Here is a 13,635-nt window from a genome sequence, read left to right as displayed (position 1 = left end):
TACATGCATATTGTATGCTTTTTTATCTCACGCTACGAAAGGAGGTGAAGGCAATGCCATCTCAGAAGGAAGAACACACCTGTGCTCTCTGCAAAAGAAAAGTCCCGGTTACGACCGTACATCATCTCACTCCTCGGGAAGAAGGCGGAAAAGACAAGCCTACAGCAGATCTATGTATTCCATGCCATAAACAGATTCATCATTTATTTACCAATCGAGAGTTAGTCGTACTCGGACTGACTACAATTGAAGCGCTTCTGCAATCACCAAAGATTGCCTCCTACGTGAAATGGATACGTAAACAGCCAGCTACCGTCATTCCTAAATCTAAGAAATCTAGACATGTACGCAAAGCCAGATGATAAAACACAAAACCCGGACACTACGAGGTATCCGGGTTTTACCATTCTTCTATCTTCGCCTTGATATTCGGCCTGAACCGAACTTCGTCTTCGGTCTCGTGCTTTTCTTTGGTGAGCTAAAAATGCTCGATCCACTGCTTTTTCCTCTCTCAATCTTCCCTTTAGTTGACGAGCTTGAAGAAGAAGTATCCCGATTAAGAATGCTGCCGTTGTCCGTTTTTTTCGTGTTAGCTGAATCTCCAAGCCCTCTACGAATAATGGACCCACTACGCTTTGTTGTTAGCGGCGGGGCAATTTTCTTATCATTGTCAGTAGCTGTTCGGTATTGTCCCTGAGTCGGTTTGTATGTCTTAGAGGAAGTGTATCCCCTGTAATTCCCCGATCCTCGCATTACATCAAAGATACTGTCCAGAATAGAAGCAGTAATATATCCCTGTAAGAAAGAGGAACTATAATTACGCTGTACATATTCTTTAGAATCAACCTCGATCAGTGTATCTTCCGGCTGATCTGGATCTTGCTGCAAATGGTAGAGCTCATTCGGATACACGAGAAACATTCGCTCTGTATCAACGGGTGACACTTCATCCGGAGTTCGATCTTCCATCAGTTCATCGGCTACTTCTGGAACAGTAAGATTCGCCGCACGGTATACATAAGAAGTCGAATTACCACTGCTGTTCACCGATTCAAGCGGGTACGTATCTTTCACAGCAGGTGCGCCGCAGCCTGATAACAGAGAGACAAATAAACTGAGGACCAGTGTGATTTTTAAGATGTGCCAAAAACGCTTGTTCATGAATAACCTCTCCTAGGTTGCCCGAATAACTTTTACATCTGCCGGGAGGATATCTTCTCCTTCATATAGCATAAATCGACCGTTCTGCCATTCAATACGTAAGAGATGATTATCATCCGACTGAAACTGCCATACATGTTGTTCCCCATTTTGAGAAAATGGTGTCTTCCCTGCTGTCGTTACATGACCCGCATATTGTTCCTCTAAATGATATTCTCTGTCATCCAGTTCGATCGTTGTCGGTACTTCCTCTGGATGATCCAATCTTCCATCGATAGGAGTATATAATGCATAGATAAGACGTTCTCTTTCTTCAATATATAAATACGCAATTGTATTCCCGTCTTTCAGTGTAAGCAGAGCCGCATTTCTCCCTCGGTTTTGCACTTTACCCGTTACTTCATAAGTAACAAGCGAAACCTCGCATATATCACCTGGATTCAGCTGTAACATACTTTTCTCCGGAGCAGAAGGTTTTGGTTTTGATAATAGATTCGTTACTCTTTTCCATATACTCATCATTCATCGAACTCCTATTTCTGGTTGGAATAACTCGGTTACAGAGAGGCTGAAATGATTAATGCCCCTACTAAGTGAAGTGTTCCTGAGAACAGCCCATAGCCAATCTTTCCTTTTTGCATTCCACCGTCAATGTCAAAAGAAGCAAAACGGCGAATCATGGTGTGCACGACACCTTCGATCACAAGTAAAATAATAAATGAAACGACGGATACAATAAGTGCGTCTCCTAGATGATAAGATACCGAAATAGACGAGGATAAAATATATCCCTGAGCAAACAACTTCATAATAAGCCTTGTTGTAACTGCCATATTGCCTGCTTTTACTTCTGTAAAATCTTTGTACTTTGTAAATAATGAATCGACATACATGAGAATAAACAGCAGTACTGCTCCTGAACCTGTCCATACCAGCATGCGTACGATATCCATAAATTCCATTAGATATAACATCCTCCAATAGTGTCAGATAGCTCCCTCATGAAAAACGAAGGAGAAACTGCGTCGTTCCCCCTCCGTCACATGGAATAAAGCTTACAATCACTTTATTCATTTTTTATCATACTCATGATTGTTATTTATTCTCGTACTGCTTCAGCAAAGCTGCCAGTTCGTCTTCTACTTCCTTGTCTTTCCCCATATTTTCAAATTCTTCATCAAGTGATTTTTCTTTGCTGTTCATTTCATTACTTGCTTCTGCATGTGCTTCCGCTTGAAGCATTTTTTCTTCCATACGCTTCATACCAGATGCGGCCGTATCGGAACCAAAACCACTCATTGCTTTGTTGATTTCCGTCTGAGCTTTGGCTGCATTATAACGAGCTACCAGTGTTTCTCTCTTGTTCTTCATTTCCGTCAGCTGTTTACGCATTTGCTCCAATTTGGAACGAAGGTTGTCTGCAGAAGCTTTATTCTGTTCAAAACTAGTTTTGTATTCCGTAAGTTTTGCTTCTGCATTTTTCTTTTCTTCGAGAGCACGACGAGCAAGATCGATATTCTGTGCTTTAGCAGCCGTATGCGCTTGCTCTTCTCTTTTCTTCACCAGAGCTTCCTGCTCTTCATATAGAGCTTTGAATTTCTTCTCAATGGCGATTTGTGCAGCTACTGCTTTCTCTGCATCTTCCAAATCCTTCTGCATGTCACGAATATATTGATCGGTCATTTTAATTGGATCTTCCGCTTTATCAATCAGAGCATTAATATTGGACATGGTCAAATCACGAAATCTTTTAAATAGAGACATTATAAAATTCCTCCCGTATATGTTTTCTTTTACTTAATATACTCACTTACTCGGTAATGAATCACTACTTATGCATCTAATTACCTTATACGGATCAGTGATTCATGAAGTTTCATTTATTTAATAAATGGGAACTAACAGAATGTCAGGATCGTTGATGTAAGAATAATTTTGTTACGTCTAGGCAATAACATACGAATACCCGTCATGTACTGTCCCATTGTTTTTCGTAACCATAATCACAAATATAAGGAGTTATGCTTACATGAAACGCGTCGTTTGTTCTTTTGTTGCATTTACTTTATTATCCGGTATCCTCCTGTTCTATTTTTCGCAAACTGCTGCGGCATACGTGCTGGATCGTACATACATTTACGCTCCGGAGGATAGTAAAAACATAGAAGATCCATTTTTTCAACTGGATTCAATTACGAAAGAACTTCCTCCTGTAAAAGAACCGCAGAAGGAAGTAGATGAGAAATCAAAACTTACACTTGGCCAGCTTCGAAAGAAATATAAAAGTACATTCGTTACGAATGGGCCTAATGTAAAAAGAATTGCCTTAACATTTGACGATGTACCCGATCCAAGATTCACTCCGCAAATATTAGATGTTTTAAAAGAGTACGGGGTGAAAGCAACTTTTTTTGTAAATGGTCAAAGAGTACTGAATCATCCCGAACTTGCCAAACGAATTCATGATGAAGGTCATGTAATTGGTAATCACAGCTTTACTCATCCGGATTTCAGTAAAATATCTATGTCTGCTTTTATTTCAGAAATCAAAAAAACGGAGCAAGCCATTCTCCCAATTACAGGATATATTCCAAAAATAATTCGCCCGCCGTATGGTGAAATCACAGAAGAACAGCTCATATGGGCGGCTGAGCACAAGTACCGAATTGTGAATTGGAATGTAGATTCTTTAGATTGGAAAGGACTAAACAAAGAACAAGTGTTAACGAACATTCTCTCAGGTATTCGCCCTGGTGCAATCGTGCTTCAGCATGGGGGCGGCGGATATGGATCGAAACTTCAAGGGACTATTGAAGCTTTACCTGAAGTCATTAAAGCTTTGAAAAATCAAGGATACGAATTGGTCACGGTGCCTGAACTGCTAGGAATTGAAAAATCAAAATAAAAAAGCACCTGTGTAATTGAATCCATATACACAGGTGCTTTACTTTATCCATTTTCAATTTTATTCAATTATATAGAGTTTGACATCTTGGATACCAAACTTCGCAACGGAACTTTTACTTCCCGGGATAAAGATATCAATCTTGTTGCCCTTAATAGCTCCACCGATATCGGTAGCTGTAGCAACAAATGCTTGATCTGGCAGGTTATCGTGAGAATGACCTGTAACTAGAACCTTCGTTCCCAGTGGAATGACGGAAGGATCAACAGCAATCGTACCTAGTTCCAGCGGGTTGCCGAAGTAATCAACGGATCCATAACCGCCATTTTCTTCGGGATCAGCAGAATATGCTGTCGCTTTTACATCCAAGGTTTCGCTGTAATTAAATGTTTTCCCCCATGCTTCTACCACTTTATTGCTGCTATCCACATTCAGGCTTGCTGTTACTGAATTATTACTAGAAGAACTCTCTGCACTATTTGTTGGAAGAATCAATTTTAATCCTTCATAAATATTATACGGCGAAATATTTTTATTTGCGTTCATCAAAGTTTCTAAGTCAATGTCGTATCTTTGAGATAGTTTATAAAATGTATCCCCCTCTTTAGCTACATATACTTGCTCTGCATGAGCGGGAACACTTTGTGCCATTAATGTAACACCTAGCAAAGCAGCTGCTAGTGTAGAAGTTTTTTTGAAACGTTTAAACATAATTTCCTCCTATAGCTAGCTTCTTCATAGAAGCTTCTCTAGTTGTTTTGTCGTAAGATGTAGCTAATATATCACAATTTTGTAACCTGTGCGTATGTAATAGTTACCATTTTGTTATTAATTCGAATTAAACATACAAAAAAAGCTCCCTTTACATGAATAAAATTCATGCTAGGAGAGCTTTTACATACCTAATCTATTAATTAATTATAGTACTTTACTTAAGAAGTCTTGAGTACGAGGATGCTGCGGGTTACCAAATACTTCGTCTGGAGTACCTTCTTCGACGATTTTACCGCCATCCATAAATACAATACGGTCTCCCACTTCACGGGCAAATCCCATTTCATGAGTAACAATGACCATGGTCATTCCGCCTTCGGCGAGTTTTTTCATAACATCAAGTACTTCCCCAACCATTTCTGGGTCCAGTGCTGATGTTGGTTCATCGAACAACATCACATGCGGCTGCATCGCAAGCGCTCTTGCGATGGCGATGCGTTGTTTTTGTCCGCCAGAAAGCTGATTCGGATATATATCTTTCTTATCTGCTAAACCCACCGTCTTCAGCAGATCATCAGCGATCTTATTTGCTTCTTCAGCAGATACATTTTTCACGATGGTAGGCGCAAGTGTAATGTTTTGACCTACCGTTTTATGTGGAAAAAGATTAAAGTGCTGGAACACCATACCCATTTTTTCACGAGTTGAATTGATATCGTGTTTCGGGTTCGTTATGGACGCACCTTCGAATAAAATTTCGCCATCTGTCGGTACTTCCAGCAGATTGATACAGCGTAAAAAGGTACTTTTCCCTGAACCTGATGGGCCAATGACAACAACCACTTCGCCCTTCGCAATCTCAATGTCAATGCCTTTAAGAATATCTAGTTTTCCGAATGATTTATGCAAATTTTTAACGCTTATCACTAGCACTCAACTTCCTTTCGAATAGACTTAGCAGCTTGGAAAGCATGAAGGTTAGAACGAAATAAATAGCTGCTGCGATGATGTAAGGACTTAGACCTGCATAAGTGATATTTCTAATCGAGTTAGCTTGGTACATAATGTCAGCCATACCGATAATCGAAATGATGGATGATTCTTTAATAATGGTAATAAACTCGTTACCGATCGCAGGCAGAACAGATTTTAAAGCTTGAGGAAGAATGATGTGACGAAGTGCAGCACTCCGTTTCATTCCAAGTGAACGTGCAGCTTCCATCTGCCCCTTATCCACTCCTTGAATTCCTGCTCTAAATATCTCGGCCAAATAAGCGGAACTGTTGATCGAAAGAGTGATAACCCCCGATTGCAGCGGTGAAAGATTAAGACCAAATACGAGTGCAAGTCCATAATGCATAATCATTAACTGCACCAGCATTGGTGTACCGCGTAACACTTCTACGTATGCCGTTCCGATCCATCTAAGTACTCTGAATGCAGACATACGCATTAAAGTAATAATTAAGCCAATCAGAAAACCAAAGATAACGCCAAGTGCAGACAATAACAGGGTATAACCAATACCCTTCGCATAATAATGACGGAATTCATAAGCAATCGTAAATATATTGCGATCTTTTTGGTTACCTGATGCGAGCAAGCTCGCTTCTTCTACCATCTTCTCAATGCCATTATCCACTTTTAGTTCAGCGATTGTGGCATTAATGACTTCTAATAGTTCTGTATTCCCTTTAGCAACCCCGATCGCTGCTGCCGAGTCCGTTTCTTCTGGAGTTGCACCAGCGATCACAATTTTATTGTTTAGATAACCTTTTGCAACCGTATCTTCTACAATTACTGCATTAACACGTTCTGTTTCGAGCTGAAGAACAAGATCACCCATTTTTTCAAGCGCTACGAGATTAGCATTCTTGATTCCTTGGCCAATTCCTTCTTGGATGGAGCCTTTTTGAACTCCGATGGTCTCCCCTTCCAGATCAGTCATTGTTTGATACTTATCCGCATCTTCACTTCGAACTAAGATAACCTGACTTGCTTTGTAGTAATAATCTGAAAAGTCGATGCTTTGTCTACGTTTTTCGTCAGGAGTCATTCCTGATATGACAAGATCAACTCGTCCGCTCTGAAGGGCAGGCAGCAAACTGTCAAATCCCATGTCTTCAATTACAAGTTCTGCGCCCATTTTTTCAGCAATGGCTTTTGCTATTTCAATGTCAAAACCAACAATCTGGTCTTGTCCATCAATCGTTTTATGAAATTCATAAGGCGGAAAATCAGCACTCGTCCCTAGAACCAGCGTTTCTTTGCTGTTTACATTGTCGGCTGCATAAACGGTAGCCATACCGGCTGGAAGCAACAAGACAATACACATTAATAACATAAGTATACGAACTGTTTTTTTCAACTTCTGTCTCTCCTTAGCTGACTCTAGATCATTTTTATAAGATTGAACTATTATAAGTGAAAATGTATGAATATGCAACGGGTTTTCTTTTTGTTTTCATAGTTTTCCATTGATTCACCTGAATTACAAGACGTTTCTAAAAGCCAGTGCTATAATGTATATACGATTTTAAATATACACCCATGAATCGACAAATCATTATCAAAGGGAGAGTCTTATGAACAAACAAATAATAAATGACACTATTGATCAATATAGTTCCCGATTTAAAGAAATATCATTATATATTGGCGCAAATCCTGAGCTCGGAAATGAAGAATTTCTTGCCAGCAAGCGCTTGAAAGAAGAACTGATTTATCATGGTTTCGAAGTGGAAGCACCTGTGCTAGGTCTTGATACTGCATTTATTGGTACCTATGCATCCTCTAAACCTGGCCCAAAAGTTGCTTTATTATGTGAATATGATGCACTCCCAGAAATCGGACATGCTTGTGGGCATCACTTGATCTGCATGATGGGTTTAGGTGCAGCGGTTGGTCTCAAATCTGTTATTGATACGATTGGCGGCTCGATTAAAGTATTTGGTACCCCGGCAGAAGAAACAAAAGGGGCGAAAGTTCCTATGGCTGCAGCTGGACTATTTGATGATTGCGATATCGCAATGATGACTCACCCTTATTATGCTTTTGAAAAGTCAGGAAAATCACTCGCGATCGACGCGGTTCAATTCGAATTTTTCGGTAAATCATCCCATGCTGCGGCTACTCCTCATGAGGGAATTAATGCACTAGATGCCGTGATCCAAACCTTTAATGGAATCAATGCCTTCCGTCAACAAGTGAAAAGCACAGTTCGGATCCACGGTGTTATCAACCATGGCGGAGAGGCGGCAAATATCATTCCAGATTACGCTTCCGCTCAATTTTATGTACGTGCAGCTACACGTAAAGAACTTGATGTACTGACGAAACGTGTCATACAAATCGCAGAAGGTTCTGCTCTGCAAACAGGCTGCACACTCAAAACTTCGAATTATGAAACTTCATATGATGAGATGTATACAAATGAAACTTTGTCTGACGTATTCTCATCAAATCTTGTAGAACTCGGTATCGATGAGAAGGAGATTGTCACAGGAGACGATCATGGCTCAATGGATATGGGAAATGTCTCACTACGTGTTCCTGCCATTCATCCATACATCAAAATTATTAATGAACAACACGCGCTGCATTCCATTGAATTCAGGGACCTTGCCATGAAAGAACAGGCTCTTGACGCTATGATTCTAGGTGCAAAAGCATTAGCGGGTACCGCTTATGACGTCATATCACAACCGGATCTTCTGGCTTCTATTCAAGATGAATTTCGACGCAATGCATAATATATAGTAGGAAATTCTATTGGAATGAAAATAGAAACAAGCAAAAGAAGGGGCTTTTTGCCATTATGGCAAAAGGCCCCTTCTTTTTATTTTCCATACTTTATTCCGTTATCTGTTCGTAAATATCTAGATATTCTCTTGCTGAAACTTCCCAGCTATAATCACCGCTCATGGCGTTATTCATAATTTTCTTCCAATGTTCAGCTTGTCTATAGAATGACTCTGCACGCCGGATTGTATAAAGCATGTCATGCGCATTAAAGTTGGTAAACGTAAAGCCGGTTCCCTCACCAGAGAATTCATTGTAAGCTTGGACCGTATCATTCAGTCCGCCCGTTTCCCTCACAATGGGAATACTTCCGTATTGCAAAGCTAATAATTGACTAATTCCGCAAGGTTCAAATTTAGAAGGCATCAGGAACATATCACTTCCTGCGTAGAATCTTCTCGATAAACCTTCATTAAAACGAATCTGAGCTGACATTTTTAGAGGATGGCGTTTCTCCGCTTCACGGAACCAGTGCTCAAATTCACCCTCTCCTGTTCCCAGAAGAATAAACTGTACATCATCATAATATAATAATTCATCAAGTACTCTAGTTACGAGGTCAAGACCTTTTGATTCCACAAGGCGAGTCACCATGGCGATCACTGGAACTTCTGGTTTGACAGGTAATCCGAGTTCTTTTTGAAGCGCAATTTTGTTTTCTACTTTTTTCTCGATCTGCTGCATATCATAGGTTGTTGCCAGTTGATCATCAGTCGCAGGATTATAACTTTCTGTGTTAATACCGTTAACAATCCCTGTTAAACGCCCTTCAATGGAACGCAGGAGACCATCCAAACCATATCCGTAATGAGATGTTTTGATCTCTTCCGCATAGGTAGGGCTGACGGTAGTGACATGATCAGAGTAAACTAATCCAGCTTTCATGAAATTCAGGTTTCCATAATACTCTACACCTTCGGAGGTGAAATAACGGCTGTCCAGTGCAAGCAAATCACTGTGTACTTCATAAGGGAATACACCTTGATATAGCAGATTATGAATGGTGAATACCGTTTTCATGGACTGATAAGCTGCAATATGGTCAAAATGTGCCTTCTTTAGCAAAGGGATCATCGCAGAATGCCAATCATGACAGTGAATTACATCCGGATTAAAATCTAAGAAAGGAATGACTTCGAGAACAGCTCGGTTAAAGAAAGCAAATCGTTCCCCGTCATCGATATAACCGTAGATTCCGTCTCTTCCAAAATAGTACTCGTTATCAATAAAATAAAATGTAACACCTTGATGAATCAGTTGTTCAACGCCGCAATACTGCTTGCGCCAGCCTACATTTACTTCTGTCACTTCAACTGGCTCCATCTGTTCTTTAAACCGCTCAGGAATATTTTTGTACTTGGGTAAAACGACCCGTACATCTACTCCCTCTTTAATGAGTGCCTGGGGCAGAGCACCAATCACATCGGCAAGTCCTCCTGTTTTTATGAATGGATGACCCTCTGCTGCGACATATAATACTTTCATTACTTACTTCCTCCTTATTATGCCTTACTTAAGTACGATGCAACTTCCTTCTATAAGGATGGTTCACCATCTTTTATTTTTTTTATTTGTCTTCTAGGTTTCTTTGTCTCTATGGATTCTGTTGTTTTCCTGCTTTTCTGTTTTGATTTTGAAGTGGTATTAAGGACTGGCTCATCCTTTACGGAAGCACGTTTGCTTCTGGGTGTCTTCTTGAAGATAACAATACTTAGAGGTGGCAAGGTAACCTCCATACTATTCGGCTGTCCATGATAGCTGATCTTTTCAGTGCGCACTTCTTCATTAAGAAGCCCTTGTCCGCCAAAATCAACCCGATCACTATTAAACACCTCTGTATAGGAACCAGAACGATGTACACCCACTCTATAATGAGAACGGGATACAGGTTGTAGGTTAATAAGTACGATTAGGGAGTCACCTGGCTTTTTCCCTTTTCTTACAAAAGAAAGTACGCTTTGAGAGCGATCATCTGCCGAAATCCATTCAAATCCTTCGGTACTATGATCCAATTCCCATAATCCTTTTTCTTGTAAATAAAACTCATTTAATGTTTTGGAGAAGTGGAGAAGCTTTCGGTGGCTCTCATAGTCAAGCAAAAACCAATCTAAAGGTTCTTCATCCTTCCATTCAATGAACTGACCAAACTCCCCACCCATAAAGAACAGTTTTTTTCCTGGGGAAGTTATAAAATAACCAAGCAAAGCACGCAGACCCGCAAATTTTTGTTCATAATCTCCCGGCATTTTATTAAGGAGAGATTTCTTACCATGCACAACTTCATCATGTGACAGCGGCAGCAAATGGTTCTCATTATAGGCATATACCGAAGGGAAAGTTAATAAATTATGTCTTGCCGGACGCTCCGAAAAATCCGTTTCAAAATATTCAAGCGTATCATTCATCCATCCCATGTTCCACTTGTAATTAAAACCAAGTCCACCCGCATATACAGGACTTGTTACTTGAGACCATGAACTGGATTCTTCCGCCATCATTAACGCTGCGGGGAAATAATGAAAAACCGTTTCATTTAATTGTTTAATAAAGTCAATGGCTTCCACATTTTCATTCGTACCTTTGTCGTTAAGACGATACTGGCCTTCTGCTTTTTCAAAGTCCAGCTTCAGCATACTTGTTACTGCATCAATACGGAGACCATCGATATGGTACATATCCATCCAGTAAAGCGCATTAGATATAAGGAACGAGCGAACCTCCGGTTTGGAATAATCAAAACTTAGGGTTCCCCAACCAGGTTTTTCTGCCTTAAGCGGATCTGCATACTCAAACAATGGTGTTCCATCAAACATCCGAAGTCCATGGGCATCTTTAGCGAAATGCGCAGGTACCCAGTCCAAAATAACACCGATACCCGCCTGATGCAGCTGATCAATCAGATACATAAAATCATGAGGTGTTCCGTACCTACTTGTCGGGGCGTAATATCCGGTATTTTGATAACCCCATGACAAATCGTATGGATGTTCCGTTATTGGCATAAACTCTACATGAGTGTAAGACATTTCTTTCAAATAAGGGATTAATAACTCAGGCATTTCAGCATATGTATAGAACTCCCCTGTCTCTTTTTGTTTCCATGTCCCAAAATGCATCTCATAAATATGAAGTGGTTTTTGATATATCTCTTTACGTTTACGTCTCCAGGAAGCATCCTTCCACTTATAACCCTCGATCTTGGAGGTAATGGAAGCTGTACTCGGTCTGACTTCTGCATGGAAAGCGTAAGGATCAGCTCTCAGCAGAGATTCATTATTAGAGGTGAGAATATGATATTTGTAAAATGTTCCTTCATCGATGTCAGGGAAAAAACGACTCCAAAGCCCAGAATCGGGTATCTTATATAATACATCCGCTTCTCCCAGACCGTGATAACCGTTGCGATCAAGAGCAAGGCCTACTTTTGAAGCATTTGGTGCCCAGACTGTGAAACGATAGCCTGATACTCCGTCTTCCTGAACCGGATGAGCTCCGAGAAAATGATAACTAAAATGTGAAGTTCCTTCGTGAAACAAATAAATATCTTCCGAAGAGATAAATGATTTCGGTACCTTGTTTTCGATCAAAGAGATCACCTTCTTTTTAAAATAGAATAAACACTACAAAAACATTATTACCCCATTTTCTCCATTATGAAAATGAAAAATAGCTAAACGAAAATATAAAATTAATTTTTAGCTATTTTCAGAAAATAGTGATTCATCTATGTTGGGCTCCGTTTAATAACATATCACGGAAACATACTATGGGAGGGAAATACAAATGGCTAAAAAAGAATGCATCGCCATGTTATTGGCAGGAGGAGAAGGGAAACGTCTGGCTCCACTGACATCAAAAATCGCAAAACCAGCTGTTCACTTCGGCGGTAATTATCGAATCATTGATTTTCCTCTCAGTAACTGCGTAAATTCAGGTATTGACACTGTGGGAGTCTTGACACAGTATGAGGCAGAATCTTTACATGGACATATTGGTAAAGGCGAACCTTGGAAATTAAATACAACTAAGGACAAGGGAGTTACTCTTCTTCCTTCTTGGAATACAGGTTCAGATGAGTACTGCGGAACGGCAGATGCCATCTATAAAAATATGGAATACATTGATGCACAAGATCCAGAAAACGTCTTAATCTTGTCTGGTGACCATATTTATCAAATGGATTATCGGAAAATTCTGAAGTATCATGAGGAAAAACAAGCACTAGCTACCATTGCAGTAATGGAAGTACCTTGGAATGAAGCTCATCGCTTTGGAGTATTGAATACCAATGAAGACATGCGTGTGACTGAGTTTGTTGAAAAACCAGCACAACCAGAAAGCAACTTGGCTTCTATGGGTATTTATGTGTTTAACTGGAAGCACCTTAAAAAACATTTGATTGAGGATGCGGCTTCTACGGAGTCTAGTCATGACTTTGGCAAGGATATCATTCCTTCTATGCTGAAGGGTGAAGATCCGCTTTATGTGTATAACTTTGAAGGATATTGGAAAGATGTTGGTACTGTGCAATCCTTATGGGATGCCCATATGGATGTATTAAACGGAGTGAACTTGACGAAAGAAGAACTACAGGCATGGCCTATGTATTCACGTCAAGGACGTACAAAGCTAACTGGTTATAGACAAAAAGCAACACTATCCAGAAATTCAATGGTCCATGAAAATTGTTACATGGAAGGAAATTCTGATCATTCTGTTATCTTCTACGGCGCAGAGATTGGTAAAAATTCCACGATTAAAGAAAGTGTAATCATGCCTAATGCTCGCATTGGACGTAATGTTACCATAGACCGTGCCATTATCGGTGAAGGAGCGACCATTAGAGATGGGGCAGTAATCAAAGGCAGTCTAGATGAAATAGTTGTCATTGGTCCTGGAGAAACGGTCGCAGGCAAGCCTTCTGTTCGAACAAACCGTCTTCTCAAAGACGTGTACGAGAAAGCAGGACAGCTTCGAGCAACTTCGAGCTAAAAAAGATTATTTTCATCATACCATCTTTGAACAAAAAGAGCACCCCATGATTAGGATGCTCT

General features: G+C 40.1%; 13 protein-coding genes. 4 read left to right on the top strand and 9 right to left on the bottom strand.

What is annotated here, in order from left to right; translation table 11 throughout:
• Positions 1 to 53: 53 nt before the first annotated feature.
• Positions 54 to 362 carry an HNH endonuclease gene (locus PV403_RS06250; protein WP_213531177.1) on the top strand — a complete coding sequence of 103 codons (309 nt, stop codon included), beginning with the start codon at positions 54 to 56 and terminating at the stop codon, positions 360 to 362.
• 49 nt (positions 363 to 411) lie between these two features.
• On the opposite strand, the gene PV403_RS06245 is transcribed toward PV403_RS06250, so the two are convergent.
• From PV403_RS06245 to PV403_RS06230, 4 genes are all read right to left on the bottom strand, one after another.
• Positions 412 to 1,161, bottom strand: coding sequence for a DUF4247 domain-containing protein (locus tag PV403_RS06245; protein ID WP_213531175.1), 750 nt, complete (start codon positions 1,159 to 1,161; stop codon positions 412 to 414).
• Positions 1,162 to 1,173: 12 nt separating this feature from the next.
• Positions 1,174 to 1,680, bottom strand: a complete 507-nt coding sequence (locus PV403_RS06240; RefSeq protein WP_332084277.1) for a DUF4178 domain-containing protein — start codon at positions 1,678 to 1,680, stop codon at positions 1,174 to 1,176.
• A gap of 38 nt (positions 1,681 to 1,718) precedes the next feature.
• Positions 1,719 to 2,123 (bottom strand): DUF350 domain-containing protein, encoded by a 405-nt coding sequence (locus PV403_RS06235; protein ID WP_213531174.1) that lies wholly within the window; start codon positions 2,121 to 2,123, stop codon positions 1,719 to 1,721.
• Positions 2,124 to 2,256: 133 nt separating this feature from the next.
• On the bottom strand, positions 2,257 to 2,925 hold the full coding sequence (locus PV403_RS06230; RefSeq protein ID WP_213531172.1) for a PspA/IM30 family protein: 669 nt from the start codon (positions 2,923 to 2,925) through the stop codon (positions 2,257 to 2,259).
• 265 nt (positions 2,926 to 3,190) lie between these two features.
• On the opposite strand from PV403_RS06230, the gene PV403_RS06225 reads away from it, so the two are divergent.
• A complete protein-coding gene (locus PV403_RS06225) occupies positions 3,191 to 4,066 on the top strand; it encodes a polysaccharide deacetylase family protein (RefSeq protein WP_332083888.1) in 876 nt (291 codons plus the stop codon).
• A 60-nt stretch (positions 4,067 to 4,126) separates the two neighbouring features.
• Here the strand turns inward: PV403_RS06225 and PV403_RS06220 are convergent, their stop codons facing one another.
• The 3 genes from PV403_RS06220 to PV403_RS06210 all read right to left on the bottom strand — a co-directional run bounded on the left by PV403_RS06220 (position 4,127) and on the right by PV403_RS06210 (position 7,148).
• Entirely contained in the window at positions 4,127 to 4,777 is a 651-nt protein-coding gene (locus PV403_RS06220; RefSeq protein ID WP_332083887.1) for a 3D domain-containing protein, read from the bottom strand.
• Between the two features lie 207 nt (positions 4,778 to 4,984).
• Positions 4,985 to 5,707: an amino acid ABC transporter ATP-binding protein gene (locus PV403_RS06215; protein ID WP_332083886.1), complete on the bottom strand. Its 723-nt coding sequence runs from the start codon at positions 5,705 to 5,707 to the stop codon at positions 4,985 to 4,987.
• The gene (locus PV403_RS06210; RefSeq protein WP_442951737.1) at positions 5,694 to 7,148 is read right to left on the bottom strand and encodes an ABC transporter substrate-binding protein/permease; all 1,455 of its coding nucleotides are present in this window, start codon (positions 7,146 to 7,148) and stop codon (positions 5,694 to 5,696) included. The genes PV403_RS06215 and PV403_RS06210 overlap by 14 nt, the downstream gene beginning before the upstream one ends.
• 217 nt (positions 7,149 to 7,365) lie before the next feature.
• On the opposite strand from PV403_RS06210, the gene PV403_RS06205 reads away from it, so the two are divergent.
• Positions 7,366 to 8,532, top strand: coding sequence for a M20 family metallopeptidase (locus tag PV403_RS06205; protein ID WP_332083885.1), 1,167 nt, complete (start codon positions 7,366 to 7,368; stop codon positions 8,530 to 8,532).
• A gap of 100 nt (positions 8,533 to 8,632) precedes the next feature.
• On the opposite strand, the gene glgA is transcribed toward PV403_RS06205, so the two are convergent.
• Entirely contained in the window at positions 8,633 to 10,066 is a 1,434-nt protein-coding gene (gene glgA, locus PV403_RS06200) for a glycogen synthase GlgA (protein WP_332083884.1), read from the bottom strand.
• Positions 10,067 to 10,116: 50 nt separating this feature from the next.
• Positions 10,117 to 12,165, bottom strand: a complete 2,049-nt coding sequence (glgB, locus tag PV403_RS06195; RefSeq protein ID WP_442951748.1) for a 1,4-alpha-glucan branching protein GlgB — start codon at positions 12,163 to 12,165, stop codon at positions 10,117 to 10,119.
• Positions 12,166 to 12,364: 199 nt separating this feature from the next.
• On the opposite strand from glgB, the gene PV403_RS06190 reads away from it, so the two are divergent.
• Positions 12,365 to 13,573, top strand: a complete 1,209-nt coding sequence (locus PV403_RS06190) for a glucose-1-phosphate adenylyltransferase (RefSeq protein WP_332083882.1) — start codon at positions 12,365 to 12,367, stop codon at positions 13,571 to 13,573.
• Positions 13,574 to 13,635 lie beyond the last annotated feature (62 nt).

This window comes from Paenibacillus sp. GYB006 (assembly GCF_036577645.1).
Taxonomy (GTDB): Bacteria; Bacillota; Bacilli; order Paenibacillales; family Paenibacillaceae; genus Paenibacillus.
The sequence above is the reverse complement of the archived record's forward strand: the minus strand, read 5'-3'. Positions and strand labels throughout refer to the sequence as shown.